Raw genomic sequence first — 18,536 nt, forward strand, 5'->3', positions numbered from 1 at the left:
TGCAAATGACTGGGTCATTTGGCGTTTACCGGCAAAGATGCCGTTGGACGACTCAACCTGCTGTGCGTGCTGCGCGCTGTTGCTAAACGCTTCCCCGTCCCTCAGGACAACTTCGTTCCAGTCGCAATCTCATCGAACGGCCTTGTGGGCTTTACAACGCAAATCGGCTCTGACGGTAAGTTGGAGCGCGATTCGGAGGGCCTTTCAGCACCTCTGATTAGCGGGAGCGAGGTCATCATGCCTCTGCCAAAAGGGTTCGTCAATTATTTTGTAGTGCTTTTTGCATGACTACTACATAAATCCGAAAGCGACCGACAAGTCAGCTGTTACCGCTCTATCCGGCGGTTTGCGGGGTTGGGCAATGGCTGCGAGGTATTTGTTTTGCGGCGGCGGCGAAGATCAGCCGATGAGTGGTTATCGGCACTGGGCCAGGATCGGCCCAGTGCGGAGGGCGGCGGGGTTTAGTTCACCACGTCGACTTTGACGCGCATGCTCATGTCTTCGCGGCCCTGGGTCGAGCGGTGTTGCATAAAGTCGCCGTGCTCACCCTGGCTTTGCTCACTGACGCCGCCAATGCTGATCCACTCACCCAGCCGCCCGCTGACCCGCGTATCGGTGCTTTGCACATCGATGGCGCCGGGTTGCGACTGGCTGAGGCGGTCACGGTTGCTGCTGATGTTGATATGCACCCGCTCGCCACTAAGGCTGGCGGTGACGTAGAAACCGCGGGTGACGTTGCGGTACTGGGTGTTGCTGTAGGGCTGGCCGTAGGCATCATGCCCACGCGTGGTCAGCGGCACGCTTTGGCCGACCTGAATCAGCGCCGGATACCCCTCCGTGGCCTGTACTTGCTGAGTACCGCCGCTGCGGCTGTCGGTGCTGCGGCGGATGATGCGCACCTGATCGCGGCCATTGATTTCGCCCTGGCCGATCTGCACCTCGGCATCGCCCCCGCTGATCGTACCGTCGGCGCGGTAGCCGCGATCCGACTGAAAGCCCGACTCATTGGTGTCGACGCTGATCAGCAGGCGCCGGGGTTCGGTGTCGAGTTGCTGCAGCAGGGTGCGCACCTCGGCAATCTTCGCCGGCTCGGCATTGACGATCAGCTGGTTGCCATAGGCGTTGACCTTGCCCTCATGGCCGAGCACCGATTGCACCACGCTGAGCACTTCATCAGCCGTGCGGAAATTCAGCGGGATCACTTCGGTAGCGGCGCTAAGCGATAGGCTGCAACTCAGCAGCGCGGCGGTGAGCAGGGCACGAACCTTCATAGCAGAAAACTCCGTAAATCAGCGTCGGTGATGCTGGTATCCCAGGCTTGGTCGAACTGGGCGCGGCGCTGGCGATTGCGCCCGGGGTCTTGGTACAGGGCATAGCCGCTGGTCTGGCCAATTTCTGGTAAGAGCAGCACGCCGCGATCATCGGCCAAGAGGAACGCCAGCTCTTCACTAGGGTAGTCCGGGTGCAGCTTGCGGATCTGCAGGTTGGAGGACAGCCGGCGCGCAAGGCTGAGCAGGCGGTGGCCTTCCTTGACTGCACGGCTGGGATCGCGCAGCAGAATGCGCAGTTGATTGCGCGGGCTGGTCAGGAGAAAACGGCTGCAGGCGTCTTGCACGCTGCTGTGGTGATAGAGCCAGGGCTCCAGGTCGTGACTGTAGATGCACAGGCTGCGCTGCGCTTGTTGCAGCAGGGCCAGGGCGTGGGCGCGGGCCTGTTCGGGCTGGCTGAAACGTTCCAGCGTGGTATGCGCGCCGAGGATAAACGGCGCCGGCTCGGCGCGCGGGCTATCCGGTCTGGGGCTGCCGGGGTTGTGCACAGCAAAACGCCCCGGTGACTGAAACTCGATGGCGGGAAGCTCTAGGGGCTCCAGCGGCTCGGTAGGGTCACTCGGGGCGTTTTCGTCGTTCATTTCGGCCTCTAGGCGCTATGACGCACCATGTCCACGTGGGGGATGCCGGCGTCCAGGTACTCCCCGCTGACGATGGCAAACCCGAGCTTTTCATAGAAGGCAGTGGCGTGCACCTGGGCGCTAAGCATTTGTTGCGTCAGGCCGCGTTTTTCCGCTTCGGCGATCACCGCCTGGATCAGCGCCACGCCCACGTTCAGACCGCGCCAGTCCTTGAGCACCGACACCCGGCCGATATGGCCGTCGGGCAACAGCCGGGCGGTGCCGATCGGGTAGTCGCCTTCCAGGGCGAGAAAATGCACGGCGTCGGCGTCTTCCGCATCCCATTCGAGCTCTGGCGGCACCGCTTGTTCCGCGATAAACACGGTTTCGCGAATGCGCCGCAGGTCAGCGTTGTCCTTCTGCCAGTCGGCCAGCCGAACCTGTATCTCACTCATCAGCAAACTCCAGGCTGCCTTGTTTGACCAGCTCCACCAACAGGTTACGCCCTTCGTCATCGGCGAGCCACGTGCCGAGGTTGTCGATATGCAGGGCGTCGGCCGCGCACACCAGTTTCAGCAGCTCACGCAGGCTGGCCGAAAGCAGGCGGCTCTGGCCGCTGGCGAACAGCACCAGGTCGTCGCCGACTTCCGACCAGGCCATGCGCGCGCTGGGGTTGCGGATCAGGATCGCGCCATTTTCCAGGCTCGCAAGGAAGCCTTCTTCGTCGATCTCGATGCCGGCAATCAGCTCCGGATACTTGGGTTCGGTCATAAACTGGCCGAACCAGGTCATCAGCAGGCGCTCATCGCTCATGTGTTCGCTGAGCAGGGCCTTGAGGCGGTCCAGGGCGTCGCGCTGGATCTGCGTCGGGTCGCTGGTCGGCTCGGCGCCTGCGTCGCTGTAGCGCTCTTCGTCAGGCAGGAACTGGCCGAGAAAGTCGGTGAAATGGGTCAGGACCTCAGCAGCGCTTGGCGCACGGAAGCCTACGGAATACGTCATACAGTCATCCTCAGCGGTACCACAGTGGGCCAGAAGCGGCGGCAGATAGAGCATATCGCCGGGCTCCAGCACCCATTCTTCAGTTTTAACGAATTCAGCGAGGATCTTCAGATCCGCGTGTTGCAGCGTCGGGCTATCGGTATTGCACTGCTGGCCGATCTGCCAGCGGCGCTTGCCGTAACCCTGCAGCAGAAACACATCGTAGTTGTCGTAATGCGGGCCCACGCCGCCACCCGGCACGGCGAAGCTGACCATCACGTCATCGATGCGCCACTTGGGCAGAAACTTGAACGCTTCCAGCAGTTCGGCCACTTCCGGGACGAACTGATCGACCGCTTGTACCAGCAGGGTCCAATCGCGCTCGGGCAGCTCGCTAAAGGCGTCTTCGGCAAACGGGCCACGGCGCAGCTCCCAAGGATGTGCGCCATGCTCAATAACCAGGCGCGACTCGATTTCTTCTTCCAGCGCCAGACCGGCCAGCTCGTCCGGGGAGATCGGGCTCTCGAAGCCAGGGATGGCCTGGCGTACCAGCAGGGGTTTCTTCTGCCAGTAGTCACGCATGAACTCACGAGCAGTAAGGCCGCCCAGCAGTTGTAGCGGAGTATCAGGATTCATCGCTAAGCCCTTGAAGTCAGTAAATACCCATAAATAAAAACGCCCGGCGCAGCCGGGCGTCTGGGAGGCTGTTGCCGCTTAGATGCGCTTGGCCTGAGCGACCGCGTTGCCGATGTAGCTGGCCGGGGTCAGGCATTTCAGCTCGGCCTTGGCCTCTGCTGGCATATCCAGGCCATCGATAAAGGTCTGCAGCGCTTCGGGGCTGATGCCCTTGCCGCGGGTCAGTTCCTTAAGCTTCTCGTAGGGGTTCTCGATGGCGTAGCGGCGCATCACGGTCTGGATCGGCTCCGCCAACACTTCCCAGCAGGCGTCCAGGTCGGCAGCGATACGCGCTTCGTTCAGCTCCAGCTTGCCGATGCCATTGAGGCTGGCTTCGTAAGCGATGACGCTGTGGGCGAAGCCGACACCGAGATTGCGCAGCACGGTGGAGTCGGTCAGGTCGCGCTGCCAGCGCGAGATCGGCAGTTTGCTGGCCAGGTGCTGGAACAGCGCGTTGGCAATGCCTAAGTTGCCCTCGGAGTTTTCGAAGTCGATCGGGTTGACTTTGTGCGGCATGGTCGAGGAACCGATTTCGCCGGCAATGGTGCGCTGCTTGAAATAACCCAGGGAGATGTAGCCCCAGATATCGCGGTCGAAGTCGATCAGGATGGTGTTGAAGCGGGCGATCGCGTCGAACAGCTCAGCGATGTAGTCGTGCGGCTCGATCTGCGTGGTGTAAGGGTTGAACTGCAGGCCCAGGTCACCTTCGATGAACTGCTTGGCGTTGGCCTCCCAGTCGATCTGCGGGTAGGCCGAGAGGTGGGCGTTGTAGTTGCCCACGGCGCCGTTGATCTTGCCCAGCAGCGGCACGGCGGCAACCTGAGCGATCTGCCGCTCCAGGCGGTAGACCACGTTGGCCAATTCCTTGCCCAGGGTGGTCGGCGACGCCGGCTGACCGTGGGTGCGCGAGAGCATCGGCACGTCGGCGAATTTGATCGCCAGCTCGCGAATGGCTTCGGCCGTCTGACGCATCAGCGGCAGCAGCACGGTGTCGCGGCCTTCACGCAGCATCAGTGCGTGGGACAGGTTGTTGATGTCTTCGCTGGTGCAGGCGAAGTGGATAAATTCGCTGACCTTATCCAACTCAGGCAGCTTGGCGGCCTGTTCCTTGAGCAGATATTCCACGGCTTTTACGTCGTGGTTAGTGGTGCGCTCGATTTCCTTGACGCGCTCGGCGTGCTCGACGGCGAAGTTGTCGGCCAGCTGATTGAGCACGGCGTTGGCTTCGGCGGAGAAGGGCGCGACTTCGGCAACACCTTCGTGGGCGGCCAGGCGCTGCAACCAGCGCACCTCAACCAGGACGCGGAAACGGATCAGGCCGTATTCGCTGAAAATCGGGCGCAGGGCGCTGGTTTTGCCGGCATAGCGGCCATCAACGGGGGAAACCGCGGTGAGCGAGGAAAGCTGCATGGGAGGCGTTCTCGGACAATCGGGCATTGAAAAGGGCGCATATCATACATGAAATCGGCAGCTGATTTGCGATTGGCTGCGACCATTCAGCCGCGATTGCTTCGTGCAATCGACAGCAAGCTGGCACTGAAAATCAGCGCCGCACCGATCAGCGATGACAAATCCGGAGTTTCACCCCAGCGCAACCAGGCAATCAGTCCGGCAAACACAATCGCCAGATAGGCAAAGGGTCCGATCAGCCCAGGCGACGCCAGGCTGTAGGCTTTGGACATGACGATCTGGCTGGCGGTGGCCAATAGGCTGATTGCCAGCAGCAGCCAGAGGTTGTGCTCAGTTATCGGCTGCCAGGCCCAGGTCAATGGAATGGCCGAGATCAGGGCGCTGAACAGGGAAAAATAGAACACGATGCGATACGCAGGCTCGGTGTCGCTCATCTCGCGGATCGACACGAAGGCAAAGGCGGCCATTACGCTGGCGGCCAGGCCGATCAGTGCGTGGCTGTCGAGCAGGGCGGCAGAGGGCTTGGCCACCAGCAGCACGCCCATCAGGCCAACCACGGTGGTCAGCAGCATGCGCTTGCTCAGCGGCTCTTTAAGCCACCACCAGGCAATCAACGGGGTAAACAGCGGCGCGGAGTAGGTGAACAGCATGGCTGTCGGCCAGCGGCAGGTGGGCAATGGCGTAAAAGAAGCAGTACATCGCTGCCAGGCCATAGGTGGTGCGCCACAGGTGCGATTTCAGCCGTGTGGTTCTGAGCGGTCGCAGGCCTTTGAACAGAATCAGCGGCAGAAAGAACAACACGCCTACCAGGTTGCGCAAGAACACCACGGACTCGTTGTTGACGCTGACCGAGACTTCGCGGATGCCCACACCCATCAGGGAAAACAGCAATGCCGACAGCGTAAGCAGTGCGGCACCCTGAATGGGTTTGACCGAGCGGGTGCCCATGTTCACGCGCGCAGCAGCGGGTAGAGTTCCTTGAGCAGCTTGCTGCGGCTGAACACCATCTGCCAGCGATGGCCGCCCAGTTGGCGCCACAGGCGCGCAGAGCGAATACCAGCGAGCAGCAGTGCACGGATTTTCGCGGCATTGTTGGTCTGTTGTAGGTGGCGCATATCGCCTTGCACCTGAATGCGCTGGCGGAAGGTGCTGATGGTGTCCTGATAAAGGCTGGCGCAGTTGGCGATGACGTTTTCATGGGTCGGACCGAAGTGTTCGACCTGTTGCTGCACCTGGTCGAGGCGGCTGCCCATGACTTGCAGCATGTCGCTACGCTTATCCAGCTGGCGCTCCAACGACAGCAGGGCCAGTGCGTAACGCAGTGGATCACGCTGCAGGCTGGCCGGGTCACGCTCTAGGGCGCTGACCAGTGAACGATAGCCGTCACGCAGGTTGAGGTCATCGCCGCCGTAAACGTCCAGGGTGTCCTTCGGGTCGCGTACCAGCAGGCTGTTGATCATGCAGGCCACGGCCGGCTCACCGATCTGGCCGGTACGCGCCAGTTTGTCGACCAGTGTCGCCGATTCGAATACCGCACCGAGGGCGATCAGTTGTTCGCGGATTGGGTTCACGCCTGTTGCTCCCGTGCAGTCCAGGGCTCGGCTGTTTCAATCACGCCGCCACCCAGGCAAATTTCACCGTCGTAGAACACCACGGACTGGCCTGGCGTCACGGCGCGCTGTGGCTCGTTGAATATGGCGCGGTAGCCGCTGGCGGTTTTCTCCAGCGTGCAGGCTTGATCGCTCTGGCGATAACGCACCTTGGCGGTCAGCTCGCGCGGCGTGCTCAGATCAAGCGGGTTGACCCAGTAAATCTCCGAGGCGAGCAGGGCGCTGCTGAACAACCAGGGGTGTTCATTGCCCTGGCCAACCACCAGCACATTGCGCGTCAGGTCCTTGTGCAGGACATACCAGGGCTCGTCGCTGGCGTCTTTCAAACCACCAATGCCCAAGCCCTGACGCTGGCCAATGGTGTGGTACATCAGGCCGTGATGGCGGCCGATGACCTCGCCTTCAGTCGTTTCGATAGTGCCCGGCTGCGCCGGCAAGTACTGCTTGAGGAAATCACTGAAACGCCGCTCGCCGATAAAGCAGATGCCGGTGGAGTCCTTCTTCTTCGCCGTGGCCAGTGCGTATTTCTCGGCAATTGCGCGCACCGCTGGTTTTTCCAGTTCACCGACCGGGAACAGGGTCTTGGCGATCTGCTCGCCACCAACGGCATGCAGGAAGTAGCTCTGGTCCTTGTTCGGATCGAGGCCCTTGAGCAGCTCGGTGCGCCCGTCGATATCACGGCGGCGCACGTAGTGGCCGGTAGCAATCAGGTCGGCGCCGAGCATCAGGGCGTAGTCGAGGAAGGCTTTGAACTTGATCTCGCGGTTACACAGGATGTCCGGGTTCGGCGTGCGGCCGGCCTTGTATTCGGCGAGGAAGTGCTCGAACACATTGTCCCAGTATTCGGCGGCAAAGTTGGCGGTGTGCAGTTTGATGCCAATCTTGTCGCACACGGCCTGCGCATCGGCCAGGTCATCCATGGCGGTGCAGTATTCGGTGCCATCGTCTTCGTCCCAGTTTTTCATAAACAGGCCTTCGACCTGATAACCCTGTTCAAGCAGCAGCAGGGCGGAAACGGAGGAGTCGACGCCGCCGGACATGCCGACGATTACGCGCTGAGTAGTTGGATCTGACATGGGGATACTGGGCACGGGCTTAAAAAGAGCGCGATTCTAGCAGGCGCAGAGGTGTGGCCGTTAATCGCGGATCAGGCTCAGGGGAAAACACTGGCCGCTTAGGTAGTCGTCGATACAGCGCAGCACCAATGCGCTGCGCCAACGCTCGGGTTGCGCAACCAGTTCGTCACGGCTCAGCCAGCGCGGGCCGATAATGCCGGCATCCAGCGGGTGATTGGGTCGCTGTTGCAATGCTTTGGCGGCAAAGCATACGCGCTGGTAGGTGATGCCGTTGCTTGGCGCGGTGTACAGGTAAATACCGGTGACGCCAGTCAGTTCGACATCCCAGCCGGTTTCTTCGAGGGTTTCGCGCAGGGCGGCCTGTATCAGACTTTCGTCGGCTTCCAAGTGGCCCGCAGGCTGATTAAATACGGCACGGTTATCGGCCATTTCCTCAACCAGCAGAAACCGCCCTTGGTCTTCAATGACGGTGGCAACTGTAACGTGTGGGGTAAAGCGCATACGGAACTCCTTGAGCAGGCGCGTGATCGTAGCTGCAGCCATCTGCGGCAGTGATAGTCGGAGCAATTAACCAGTGAGCTGCTAGGATGAAATCGTCCTGCACGAACGCTGTGTAGTGAGCTTGTAGTTTGACTACAAGTTGTTGCTGGTTGTTAGCTAGATACCCGCAAGAACGCGCATGGGCAATGTTTCTAGTGGATAAAGTGCGTGACTTTCTGTAGAAAAACTACAAAAATAGTTCGCCTTTCCGAGACCCAAAAAGATCTATTCAGCGTGCCATCTGCACGGCTGAATGCCAGACCACGAAAACAACGGAGTCCAGCATGGGATACCAAAAGATCCAGGTGCCTGCCACCGGTGACAAAATCACCGTTAATGCCGATACATCCCTGAACGTCCCGAATAACCCGATCATTCCTTTTATCGAAGGTGATGGTATCGGTGTCGACATCAGCCCAGTAATGATCAAAGTTGTTGATGCTGCCGTGCAGAAAGCCTACGGCGGCGAGCGCAAGATCTCCTGGATGGAAGTGTACGCAGGCGAAAAAGCCACTCAGGTTTACGATCAGGACACCTGGCTGCCTCAGGAAACCCTGGATGCGGTCAAAGATTACGTCGTTTCCATCAAAGGCCCGCTGACCACGCCAGTCGGTGGTGGTATCCGTTCCTTGAACGTTGCTCTGCGTCAGCAGCTCGACCTGTACGTCTGCCTGCGCCCAGTGCGTTGGTTCGAAGGCGTGCCAAGCCCGGTGAAGAAACCAGGCGATGTTGACATGACCATCTTCCGCGAAAACTCGGAAGACATCTACGCTGGCATCGAGTGGAAAGCCGGTTCGCCTGAGGCGAACAAGGTCATCAAGTTCCTCAAAGAGGAAATGGGCGTAACCAAGATTCGCTTCGACCAAGACTGCGGTATCGGCGTCAAGCCGGTCTCCAAAGAAGGTACCCGTCGTCTGGCGCGCAAGGCCCTGCAGTACGTCGTCGATAATGACCGCGACTCGCTGACCATCGTGCACAAAGGCAACATCATGAAGTTCACCGAAGGTGCCTTCAAAGAGTGGGCCTACGAAATTGCGGCTGAAGAGTTCGGCGCAACCCTGCTCGATGGCGGCCCTTGGATGCAGTTCAAGAACCCGCGCACTGGCAAGAACGTCATCGTTAAAGACGCCATCGCCGACGCCATGCTGCAGCAGATCCTGCTGCGTCCGGCCGAGTACGATGTAATCGCCACCCTCAACCTCAATGGCGACTACCTGTCCGATGCCCTGGCGGCTGAAGTAGGTGGTATCGGTATCGCCCCAGGTGCCAACCTGTCCGACACCGTTGCCATGTTTGAAGCCACCCACGGTACGGCACCGAAGTACGCGGGCAAGGATCAAGTGAACCCGGGTTCGCTGATCCTGTCCGCCGAAATGATGCTGCGCCACATGGGCTGGACCGAAGCGGCCGACCTGATCATCAAAGGCACCAACGGCGCTATCTCGGCCAAGACCGTGACCTATGACTTCGAGCGCCTGATGGACGGTGCCAAGCTGCTGTCCTGCTCGGCATTCGGCGATGCACTGATTTCGCACATGTAAGCGAAACCGCAATAAAAAACTGCAGGGAGCAATTTTTAACGTCGCGCGAGCGACGGCCCTTAGGGTGGTCGCCATGGATGGCAGACCATAAAGAAAGGCCGGTCATATGACCGGCCTTTTTTGTGGGCGATTAACTGCCCAGGTGACTCTAATCAGACTTCAGCCGTTGAGCCCTGGTGTTGCTTAGCTGCGGCGGGCGCTTCACTGACGGCAGTCGCCGCACTGATGTTGACGGCGTGGAGTCCTTTTGGACCTTGAATAATATCGAAGCTTACCGGCTGGCCAGCCTTCAGCGTTTTATAGCCGTCCATCTGGATAGCCGAGTAGTGGGCGAACAGGTCCTCATCTCGACCATCGGCCAGGATGAACCCATAGCCTTTGGCGTTGTTGAACCACTTGACCTTACCGCTAACCATGCTGATATCCCTCTGCAAAGGACTCCATCACTGGAGTATCATCCACTTCAATTCCACGCTGTGCTTGACGTGAGTCGGCAAAGCTGTGAAACCCCTAATACCCGCGCTGGGTATTCATTGTTTGTAACACCGTTTTGCCGATAGTCAAGGCAATGCTGTAACTGGCTGAGAAGCCGTTCAAACTCTGTCTAGCACAGACTATTCGCCCATCAACGAAGCTATTCAGCATGCATGCACGTAGCCAGATTCGACTAACATTCAATCAGGATCGCCCCGCCGGGCATGAGGACGATTCCTTCGGCTTAGCCGTTCAGGAATCCAAGCCCGCCCTGCAGGCGCCGCCTATGTATAAAGTGATTTTGTTTAATGACGACTACACGCCCATGGATTTCGTGGTCGAGATTCTCGAGGTGTTTTTCAACCTGAACCGAGAGTTGGCGACCAAAGTCATGCTGACCGTCCATACAGAGGGGCGGGCAGTGTGTGGAGTGTTTACCCGCGATATTGCTGAAACCAAAGCGACACAGGTGAATCAATATGCGAGAGAGAGCCAGCATCCGCTACTCTGTGAAATAGAGAAGGACGGTTAACGCCGGCCACTTGGGCATGAGGTGAAGCTATGTTAAATCGAGAGCTCGAAGTCACCCTCAATCTGGCTTTCAAGGAGGCACGTACCAAGCGTCATGAATTTATGACGGTTGAGCATTTGTTGCTGGCCCTCCTGGATAACGAGGCTGCCGCCAGCGTACTGCGTGCGTGCGGGGCCAATCTGGACAAGCTGCGGCATGATCTGCAGGAGTTTATCGACTCCACCACGCCGCTGATCCCTCAACACGATGAAGAACGTGAAACGCAGCCTACCCTGGGTTTTCAGCGCGTTCTGCAGCGTGCGGTTTTCCATGTACAAAGTTCCGGCAAGCGTGAAGTTACCGGCGCCAATGTGCTGGTGGCGATTTTCAGCGAGCAGGAAAGCCAAGCGGTGTTTTTGCTCAAGCAGCAGAGCGTCGCGCGTATCGATGTGGTCAACTTTATTGCCCATGGCATCTCCAAGGTGCCGGGCCATGGTGGTCATTCGGAAACCGAACAGGAAATGCAGGACGACGAGGGCGGCGAGTCTGCCAGCTCCAGCAATCCGCTGGACGCGTATGCCAGCAACCTCAACGAACTGGCTCGCCAGGGCCGCATTGATCCGTTGGTCGGGCGTGAGTCTGAAGTCGAGCGCGTGGCGCAGATTCTCGCGCGTCGGCGTAAGAACAATCCGCTATTGGTGGGTGAGGCGGGTGTCGGTAAAACCGCTATTGCCGAGGGCCTGGCTAAGCGTATTGTCGATAACCAGGTGCCTGATCTGTTGGCCGACAGCGTGGTCTACTCGCTGGATCTCGGCGCATTGCTGGCCGGCACCAAATACCGCGGTGATTTCGAGAAGCGCCTGAAAGCGCTGCTCAATGAGCTGCGCAAACGTCCACACGCCATTCTGTTTATCGATGAAATCCACACCATTATCGGTGCCGGTGCGGCATCGGGCGGGGTGATGGATGCCTCCAACCTGCTCAAGCCCATGCTGTCTTCGGGTGAGATTCGCTGCATTGGTTCGACCACCTTCCAGGAATTTCGCGGCATCTTCGAGAAAGACCGCGCCCTGGCGCGGCGCTTCCAGAAAGTCGATGTGGTCGAGCCCTCAGTGGAAGACACCATCGGCATCCTGCGTGGCCTGAAAGGCCGCTTCGAGCAGCACCACAGCATCGAATACAGTGATGAAGCCCTGCGCGCTGCAGCCGAGCTGGCCTCGCGTTATATCAATGACCGGCATATGCCGGACAAGGCCATCGATGTAATCGATGAGGCCGGTGCCTATCAGCGCTTGCAGCCTTTGGAAAAACGCCTGACGCGTATCGACGTGGCGCAGGTCGAAGATATCGTGGCGAAAATTGCCCGTATTCCGCCGAAGCATGTCAGCAGTTCGGATAAAGAGCTGCTGCGCAACCTCGAGCGCGACCTGAAGCTGACCGTATTTGGTCAGGACGCAGCGATTGACTCACTGTCGACCGCAATCAAGCTGTCGCGTGCCGGGCTCAAGGCGCCTGACAAGCCGGTCGGCTCCTTCCTGTTTGCCGGCCCTACCGGGGTGGGTAAAACCGAAGCCGCTCGTCAGCTGGCCAAGGCTCTGGGGGTTGAGCTGATTCGCTTCGACATGTCCGAGTATATGGAGCGTCACACCGTATCGCGCCTGATCGGCGCGCCGCCTGGCTATGTCGGCTTCGATCAGGGTGGGCTGCTAACCGAGGCGATCACTAAAACGCCACATTGCGTGTTGCTGCTCGATGAGATCGAGAAGGCCCATCCGGAAGTCTTCAACCTGCTGCTGCAGGTGATGGATCACGGCACCCTGACCGATAACAACGGCCGCAAGGCGGACTTCCGTAACGTGATCGTGATCATGACCACCAACGCTGGCGCGGAAACAGCGGCGCGGGCCTCCATCGGCTTCACCCATCAGGACCACTCGTCTGATGCCATGGAAGTGATCAAGAAGAGCTTCACCCCGGAGTTCCGCAACCGCCTGGATACTATTATCCAGTTCGGCCGCCTGAGCCACGAAGTGATCAAGAGCATCGTCGACAAGTTTCTTACCGAACTGCAGGCGCAGCTTGAGGACAAGCGCGTCACGCTGGAAGTCAGCGATGCGGCGCGTAGCTGGTTGGCCGAGAGCGGTTACGACGTGCAGATGGGCGCTCGACCGATGGCGCGCCTGATCCAGGACAAGATCAAGCGGCCGCTGGCGGAAGAGATTCTGTTTGGTGAGCTGGCTGAGCATGGCGGTGTGGTGCATATCGATATCGAAGGCGGTGAATTGACCTTCGATTTCGAAACCACGGCAGAAATGGCTTAAGCGTAGTTTCTTGCGCACACAAAAACGCCCGGCAATGCCGGGCGTTTTTACTGGAGCTTGGTGTAACAGATGCCAGGAAGCTGAACTTAGCTGGCCTGTTAACGGGCGCGGTAAGTAATGCGGCCCTTGCTCAAGTCATAAGGCGTAAGTTCAACGCGAACTTTGTCGCCAGTCAAAATGCGGATGTAATTTTTGCGCATCTTTCCGGAGATGTGCGCAGTAACGACGTGCCCATTTTCCAACTCCACACGAAACATGGTGTTGGGCAGGGTGTCGACGACAGTGCCTTCCATTTCGAAGCTGTCTTCTTTCGACATGCAGTAAAGCCCTCGGTATCCAATGAATGGCCCGGTGCAACTGGCGCCAGGCAAAAGCGGCGTGCATTGTGCCCGAAATTTGGGGTTTGCGCCAAGGGCTTCAGTTAAGACTGACCCAGCGTTGGTTGACGAACAGCTCTATTGGCCGGTACTGGGTCTTGTAATTCATCTTGCGGCAGTTCTTGATCCAGTAACCCAGATAGACCGCATGCAGCCCGAGACGCGCCGCTTCGGCAATTTGCCAGAGGATGGCAAAGCGCCCGAGGCTGCGCCGTTCCTCGCTCGGCTCATAAAAGGTGTAGACCGCGGAGAGCCCATTGGGTAGTACATCGGTCACGGCAATGGCCAGCAGGCGGTTGTTCTGGCGGAACTCATAGAAGCGCGAGAAGGCCAGATCACGCACCAGAAAGGTTGAAAATTGCTCGCGGTTGGGTGGGTACATATCGCCATCGGCATGCCGCTGCTCAATGTAGCGCGCGTACAGCGCGTAATATTCCTCGGTAAATGCCGGGCGCACCAGGCGCACCTGAATGTCCTGATTACGCTTGAAGATACGCCGCTGCTGGCGATTTGGGCTGAACTGCGCGGCAGGAATGCGCGCCGGAACGCAGGCGGTGCAGCGCTGGCAGTGTGGGCGATAGAGGTGGTCGCCGCTGCGACGAAAGCCCATTTCCGAAAGCTCAGCATAAACCACCGCATCCATGGGCTGGCTGGGGTCGAGGAACAGGGTGGTGGCCTGCTCGTCGGGCAGATAGCTGCAAGGGTGCGGTTGAGTGGCGTAAAACTTCAGGCGGGCCAGCTCAGTCATGATCGGCTCTCGGGATCGGTCTTGAATCAAGTGTAAGCCAGGCTGGCAAACTCGCCTAGGCGACCCAGTCGGCCTGGCTGGGTTGATCAAGATGAGCGCTCAGATAGTTGGCAAACTCGCTCCGGGAAATCGTCTGCGCGCCGAGGCTGAGCAGGTGTTCGGTCTGCATCTGGCAGTCGATCAGCACAAAGCCCCAGTCTCTCAAGTGTTCGATCAGGGTGACGAAGCCCACCTTGGAGGCATTGTCTGCGCGGCTGAACATCGATTCACCAAAGAACAGCTGGCCCATGGCCAAACCATAGAGTCCACCAACCAGTTCATCATCACGCCAGACCTCAACCGAATGAGCAATACCGCGCCTGTGCAGTTCCACATAGGCGTCCTGCATGGGGCTGGTAATCCAGGTTTCTGCCGCATAGCTGCGTGGTGCGGCGCAGGCGCGGATGACCTCAGTGAAGGCCTGATCAAAGGTCACTCGATAACGGCCTTGGCGCAGCACCTTGGCCAGGCTGCGCGAGACATGCAGCTTGTCCGGCAGCAGCACGGTGCGCGGGTCCGGCGACCACCAGAGAATCGGCTGGCCATCCTGAAACCAGGGGAAGCAGCCGTGACGATACGCCTGGATCAAGCGCTCGGGGCGCAGGTCGCCGCCAGCAGCCAACAGGCCATTGGGCTCGCGCAGGGCTTTGTTAAGCGGTGGGAAATCCAGTGAGTCGCGTTGCAGCCACGTCAGCATGGGCAGGGCCGGAATTGGACAGAGGAGGGCAGGGCGGACAGTGCGTCCGCCCTGGGTGGCTCAATTGTCGTCGAGGAATTTCTCGACATCCAGCGCGGCCATGCAGCCGGCACCGGCGGAGGTAATGGCCTGACGGTAAACGTGGTCAGCCACGTCGCCAGCGGCAAATACCCCTTCGATGCTGGTGGCGGTGGCATTGCCTTCACTACCACCCTTGATCAGCAAGTAGCCGTCACGCATTTCCAGCTGGCCGTGGAACAGCTCGGTATTGGGTTTATGGCCGATGGCGATAAACACGCCGGCCAGCGGCAGGTCTTTGCTCACACCGCTCTGCGTGTCTTTCAGGCGCGCACCGGTAACCCCAGTGTTGTCGCCCAGCACTTCTTCCAGTGCATGGTTCCAGTGCAGCACCACGTTGCCGTTGGCCGCCTTGTCGAACAGCTTGTCCTGAAGAATCTTCTCCGAACGCAGCTTGTCGCGGCGGTGCACCAGGTGTACTTGCTTGGCGATATTCGACAGGTACAGCGCCTCTTCAACGGCAGTGTTACCGCCGCCGATCACCGCTACCACCTGATTGCGATAGAAGAAACCGTCACAGGTGGCGCAGGCCGATACGCCCTTGCCGGAAAATGCTTCTTCCGAAGGCAAGCCCAGGTATTGCGCCGATGCGCCCGTGGCGATAATCAGTGCATCACAGGTGTAAGTGCCGCTGTCGCCTTTCAAGGTGAAAGGGCGCGACTGCAACTCGGCGGTATGGATATGGTCGTAGACGATCTCGGTTTCAAAGCGCTCGGCATGCTTTTGCATACGCTCCATCAGCGCCGGCCCTGTCAGGCCTTCAACATCACCGGGCCAGTTGTCCACTTCGGTGGTGGTGGTCAGCTGACCGCCAGGCTGGATGCCGGTAATGATCACGGGCTTGAGGTTGGCGCGGGCAGCGTAAACGGCAGCGCTATAACCGGCAGGGCCGGAGCCCAGGATGATCAAGCGTGAATGCTTGACTTCGCTCATAAAAACACCTCATAAGCCTTTGTCACAAAAGAGAATGCATGCTCCAATTGAGCCGCACGGAAGATGTTGGCGGATATGCTACACCGAAGCAGGCAAGGAGCGGGAGTCAACCGCCGCAGCTGTTTATGCATACAGCTCGGTCTGGTATCGTTTGGCTAAACCCGTACAATCACTGCATATTTTGCCGTTAACCAATTAGTCGGCGCCTCTGGCGCAGGAACAGATGCGTTTTGAAGAAATCTAGCCCAACCGCACAAGCCCCAATCTGGCGTCAGCAGCTGCCTTATCGATTGAAAGAAGGCGCACTGATCGGCCTGGGTGCACTCTGCCTTTATCTGTGGATGGCCCTGCTGACCTACGACGCTGCCGACCCGGGCTGGACCCACACCAGCAATGTCGAGCAGGTGCAGAACGCCGCCGGCCGCGCCGGTGCCTGGTTTGCCGACATCCTGTTTATGGCGCTGGGCTATTTCGCTTATCTGTTTCCGCTGCTGCTGGCGGTAAAAACCCTGCAGGTGTTTCGTGCCCGCCATCAGCCGTGGCAATGGAGCGGCTGGCTGTTCTCCTGGCGGCTGATTGGTCTGATTTTTCTGGTGCTGTCCGGTGCCGCCCTGGCCTATATCCATTTCCACGCCAGTTCGAGCATGCCGGCCTCTGCGGGCGGTGCGCTGGGCGAAAGCCTGGGGGCGCTGGCGATCAACGCGCTGAATGTGCAGGGCAGCACGCTGTTGCTGATTGCGCTGTTCCTGTTCGGCTTGACGGTATTTACCGACCTGTCCTGGTTCAAGGTGATGGACCTGACCGGCAAGATCACCCTCGATCTGATCGAGCTGATCCAGAGCCTGGCCAACCGCTGGTGGAGTGCACGGGTTGAGCGCAAGCAGCTGGTGGCGCAGTTGCGCGAGGTCGATGAGCGCGTCAGTGAAGTATCGGCGCCGATCGTGCTGGATCGCCGCGAGCAGGCCAAGGTCAAAGAGCGCCTGATTGAGCGCGAAGAATCGCTGAACAAACACATGAGCGAGCGGGTTAACCGCCCAGCCCCAGTGATCACGCAGCCCACAGCGCCGAAAGCAGCCGAACCGAGCAAGCGCGTGCTCAAGGAAAAACAGGTCAACCTGTTCGAGGACAGCGCGCTGGCCGGCAGCCTGCCGCCGATTTCCATCCTCGATGTGGCGGAAAAGGTTCAGAAGAAATACTCGCCCGAATACCTGGAGGCGATGTCGCGTTTGCTTGAGATCAAGCTCAAGGAATTTGGCGTCGAGGTTATTGTCGAGTCGGTCCACCCAGGCCCGGTGATCACCCGTTTCGAGATCCAGCCAGCGGCAGGGGTCAAGGTCAGCCGCATTTCTGGCCTGGCCAAGGATCTGGCGCGTTCGATGGCGATCATCAGCGTGCGTGTGGTGGAAGTGATTCCAGGCAAGACCACCGTCGGTATCGAAATCCCTAACGAAGACCGGCAGATTGTGCGTTTCTCCGAAGTGCTGTCGTCGCCCGAGTACGACGAAGCCAAGTCGCCGGTTACCCTGGCTCTGGGCCACGATATCGGCGGCAAGCCGGTAATCACCGACCTGGCGAAGATGCCCCACCTGCTGGTGGCCGGTACCACCGGCTCGGGTAAGTCGGTCGGGGTCAACGCGATGATTTTGTCGATTCTGTTCAAGTCCACGCCGGAAGAGGCGCGCCTGATCATGATCGACCCGAAAATGCTTGAGCTGTCGATCTACGAAGGCATTCCGCACCTGCTGTGCCCGGTTGTGACCGACATGAAGGAAGCCGCCAACGCCCTGCGCTGGTCGGTGGCCGAGATGGAGCGCCGCTACAAGCTGATGTCGAAGATGGGCGTGCGCAACCTGGCCGGCTTCAACCGCAAGGTCAAGGATGCCGAGGAGGCCGGCGAGCCGCTGAGCGATCCGCTGTACAAGCGCGAAAGCATGCACGACGAGGCGCCGCTGCTGAAAACCCTGCCGACCATCGTGGTGGTGGTCGACGAGTTCGCCGACATGATGATGATCGTCGGCAAGAAGGTCGAAGAGCTGATCGCGCGTATCGCGCAGAAAGCCCGTGCGGCGGGGATTCACCTGATTCTCGCGACCCAGCGCCCGTCGGTGGATGTGATTACCGGCCTGATCAAGGCCAACATCCCGACCCGTATGGCGTTCCAGGTGTCGAGTAAGATCGACTCGCGCACCATCCTCGACCAGGGCGGCGCCGAACAGCTGCTCGGTCACGGTGACATGCTCTATATGCCGCCGGGCACCGGCTTGCCCATTCGCGTACACGGCGCCTTCGTTTCCGATGAAGAGGTACACCGCGTGGTCGAGGCCTGGAAGCAGCGCGGCACGCCTGACTATATCGATGACATCCTGGCCGGCGTCGAAGAGTCCGGTAGCGGTTTCGAGGGCGGTAGCGGCGAGGGCAGTGAAGGCAGCGAGTCCGACCCGCTGTACGACGAAGCGGTCAATTTCGTGCTGGAAAGCCGCCGCGCCTCTATTTCCGCCGTGCAGCGCAAGCTGAAGATCGGCTACAACCGCGCGGCGCGGATGATCGAGGCCATGGAAATGGCCGGTGTCGTCACTTCAATGAACACTAATGGCTCTCGCGAGGTCATAGCTCCAAGCCCTGTTCGCGATTAACGCCTAG

The 18,536-nt window shown here is 59.4% G+C and carries 17 protein-coding genes and 1 pseudogene; 4 read left to right on the forward strand and 14 right to left on the reverse strand.

The window, feature by feature from the left end; genetic code table 11:
• Positions 1-461: 461 nt before the first annotated feature.
• The 9 genes and pseudogenes from WA145_RS14820 to WA145_RS14860 form a co-directional block, all read right to left on the reverse strand.
• Positions 462-1,271, reverse strand: a complete 810-nt coding sequence (locus WA145_RS14820; RefSeq protein ID WP_422582315.1) for a secretin N-terminal domain-containing protein — start codon at positions 1,269-1,271, stop codon at positions 462-464.
• Complete coding sequence (locus WA145_RS14825) at positions 1,268-1,909, reverse strand: histone acetyltransferase HPA2 (RefSeq protein WP_422582316.1); 642 nt, start codon at positions 1,907-1,909, stop codon at positions 1,268-1,270. Before WA145_RS14825 ends, WA145_RS14820 begins: the two co-directional genes overlap by 4 nt.
• A gap of 8 nt (positions 1,910-1,917) precedes the next feature.
• On the reverse strand, positions 1,918-2,343 hold the full coding sequence (locus tag WA145_RS14830; protein WP_090253657.1) for a GNAT family N-acetyltransferase: 426 nt from the start codon (positions 2,341-2,343) through the stop codon (positions 1,918-1,920).
• Positions 2,336-3,502, reverse strand: coding sequence for a JmjC domain-containing protein (locus tag WA145_RS14835; RefSeq protein WP_422582317.1), 1,167 nt, complete (start codon positions 3,500-3,502; stop codon positions 2,336-2,338). Before WA145_RS14835 ends, WA145_RS14830 begins: the two co-directional genes overlap by 8 nt.
• Positions 3,503-3,580: 78 nt before the next feature.
• Positions 3,581-4,951 (reverse strand): adenylosuccinate lyase, encoded by a 1,371-nt coding sequence (gene purB / locus WA145_RS14840; RefSeq protein ID WP_422582318.1) that lies wholly within the window; start codon positions 4,949-4,951, stop codon positions 3,581-3,583.
• Positions 4,952-5,037: 86 nt separating this feature from the next.
• Positions 5,038-5,899: pseudogene (locus WA145_RS14845) on the reverse strand (DMT family transporter).
• 2 nt (positions 5,900-5,901) lie between these two features.
• Positions 5,902-6,522, reverse strand: a complete 621-nt coding sequence (gene hflD, locus WA145_RS14850) for a high frequency lysogenization protein HflD (RefSeq protein WP_422582319.1) — start codon at positions 6,520-6,522, stop codon at positions 5,902-5,904.
• Complete coding sequence (gene mnmA / locus WA145_RS14855) at positions 6,519-7,637, reverse strand: tRNA 2-thiouridine(34) synthase MnmA (RefSeq protein ID WP_422582320.1); 1,119 nt, start codon at positions 7,635-7,637, stop codon at positions 6,519-6,521. The genes hflD and mnmA overlap by 4 nt, the downstream gene beginning before the upstream one ends.
• A gap of 60 nt (positions 7,638-7,697) precedes the next feature.
• Positions 7,698-8,138, reverse strand: coding sequence for an NUDIX hydrolase (locus WA145_RS14860; RefSeq protein WP_422582321.1), 441 nt, complete (start codon positions 8,136-8,138; stop codon positions 7,698-7,700).
• A gap of 323 nt (positions 8,139-8,461) precedes the next feature.
• Here WA145_RS14860 and icd point away from each other — a divergent pair, with 323 nt between their 5' ends.
• Positions 8,462-9,718: an NADP-dependent isocitrate dehydrogenase gene (icd, locus tag WA145_RS14865; RefSeq protein ID WP_422582322.1), complete on the forward strand. Its 1,257-nt coding sequence runs from the start codon at positions 8,462-8,464 to the stop codon at positions 9,716-9,718.
• Between the two features lie 152 nt (positions 9,719-9,870).
• Here icd and cspD read toward each other — a convergent pair whose 3' ends face one another.
• On the reverse strand, positions 9,871-10,134 hold the full coding sequence (gene cspD / locus WA145_RS14870; protein WP_422582323.1) for a cold shock domain-containing protein CspD: 264 nt from the start codon (positions 10,132-10,134) through the stop codon (positions 9,871-9,873).
• 227 nt (positions 10,135-10,361) lie between these two features.
• Here cspD and clpS point away from each other — a divergent pair, with 227 nt between their 5' ends.
• The gene (gene clpS, locus WA145_RS14875; protein WP_422582324.1) at positions 10,362-10,724 is read left to right on the forward strand and encodes an ATP-dependent Clp protease adapter ClpS; all 363 of its coding nucleotides are present in this window, start codon (positions 10,362-10,364) and stop codon (positions 10,722-10,724) included.
• A 29-nt stretch (positions 10,725-10,753) separates the two neighbouring features.
• Positions 10,754-13,024 (forward strand): ATP-dependent Clp protease ATP-binding subunit ClpA, encoded by a 2,271-nt coding sequence (gene clpA / locus WA145_RS14880; RefSeq protein ID WP_422582325.1) that lies wholly within the window; start codon positions 10,754-10,756, stop codon positions 13,022-13,024.
• Between the two features lie 98 nt (positions 13,025-13,122).
• Here clpA and infA read toward each other — a convergent pair whose 3' ends face one another.
• From infA to trxB, 4 genes are all read right to left on the reverse strand, one after another.
• Positions 13,123-13,341, reverse strand: a complete 219-nt coding sequence (infA, locus tag WA145_RS14885) for a translation initiation factor IF-1 (protein WP_002553999.1) — start codon at positions 13,339-13,341, stop codon at positions 13,123-13,125.
• A 100-nt stretch (positions 13,342-13,441) separates the two neighbouring features.
• Complete coding sequence (locus WA145_RS14890; protein ID WP_422582326.1) at positions 13,442-14,149, reverse strand: arginyltransferase; 708 nt, start codon at positions 14,147-14,149, stop codon at positions 13,442-13,444.
• A 55-nt stretch (positions 14,150-14,204) separates the two neighbouring features.
• Entirely contained in the window at positions 14,205-14,885 is a 681-nt protein-coding gene (gene aat / locus WA145_RS14895) for a leucyl/phenylalanyl-tRNA--protein transferase (RefSeq protein ID WP_422582327.1), read from the reverse strand.
• A 60-nt stretch (positions 14,886-14,945) separates the two neighbouring features.
• Entirely contained in the window at positions 14,946-15,896 is a 951-nt protein-coding gene (gene trxB / locus WA145_RS14900; protein ID WP_422582328.1) for a thioredoxin-disulfide reductase, read from the reverse strand.
• A 230-nt stretch (positions 15,897-16,126) separates the two neighbouring features.
• Between trxB and ftsK the strand changes: the two genes are divergently transcribed.
• Positions 16,127-18,529, forward strand: coding sequence for a DNA translocase FtsK (gene ftsK, locus WA145_RS14905; RefSeq protein WP_422582329.1), 2,403 nt, complete (start codon positions 16,127-16,129; stop codon positions 18,527-18,529).
• Positions 18,530-18,536: the final 7 nt, after the last annotated feature.

It is taken from the genome of Pseudomonas sp. (assembly GCF_049301935.1).
Classification (GTDB): domain Bacteria; phylum Pseudomonadota; class Gammaproteobacteria; order Pseudomonadales; family Pseudomonadaceae; genus Aquipseudomonas.

Bases quoted from the DNA above. Each gene is read 5' to 3' on its own strand.
- WA145_RS14820 (WP_422582315.1), bottom strand. From the start codon at position 1,271: ATGAAGGTTCGTGCCCTGCTCACCGCCGCGCTGCTGAGTTGCAGCCTA.
- WA145_RS14825 (WP_422582316.1), bottom strand. From the start codon at position 1,909: ATGAACGACGAAAACGCCCCGAGTGACCCTACCGAGCCGCTGGAGCCC.
- WA145_RS14830 (WP_090253657.1), bottom strand. From the start codon at position 2,343: ATGAGTGAGATACAGGTTCGGCTGGCCGACTGGCAGAAGGACAACGCT.
- WA145_RS14835 (WP_422582317.1), bottom strand. From the start codon at position 3,502: ATGAATCCTGATACTCCGCTACAACTGCTGGGCGGCCTTACTGCTCGT.
- purB (WP_422582318.1), bottom strand. From the start codon at position 4,951: ATGCAGCTTTCCTCGCTCACCGCGGTTTCCCCCGTTGATGGCCGCTAT.
- mnmA (WP_422582320.1), bottom strand. From the start codon at position 7,637: ATGTCAGATCCAACTACTCAGCGCGTAATCGTCGGCATGTCCGGCGGC.
- WA145_RS14860 (WP_422582321.1), bottom strand. From the start codon at position 8,138: ATGCGCTTTACCCCACACGTTACAGTTGCCACCGTCATTGAAGACCAA.
- icd (WP_422582322.1), top strand. From the start codon at position 8,462: ATGGGATACCAAAAGATCCAGGTGCCTGCCACCGGTGACAAAATCACC.
- cspD (WP_422582323.1), bottom strand. From the start codon at position 10,134: ATGGTTAGCGGTAAGGTCAAGTGGTTCAACAACGCCAAAGGCTATGGG.
- clpS (WP_422582324.1), top strand. From the start codon at position 10,362: ATGCATGCACGTAGCCAGATTCGACTAACATTCAATCAGGATCGCCCC.
- clpA (WP_422582325.1), top strand. From the start codon at position 10,754: ATGTTAAATCGAGAGCTCGAAGTCACCCTCAATCTGGCTTTCAAGGAG.
- infA (WP_002553999.1), bottom strand. From the start codon at position 13,341: ATGTCGAAAGAAGACAGCTTCGAAATGGAAGGCACTGTCGTCGACACC.
- WA145_RS14890 (WP_422582326.1), bottom strand. From the start codon at position 14,149: ATGACTGAGCTGGCCCGCCTGAAGTTTTACGCCACTCAACCGCACCCT.
- aat (WP_422582327.1), bottom strand. From the start codon at position 14,885: ATGCTGACGTGGCTGCAACGCGACTCACTGGATTTCCCACCGCTTAAC.
- trxB (WP_422582328.1), bottom strand. From the start codon at position 15,896: ATGAGCGAAGTCAAGCATTCACGCTTGATCATCCTGGGCTCCGGCCCT.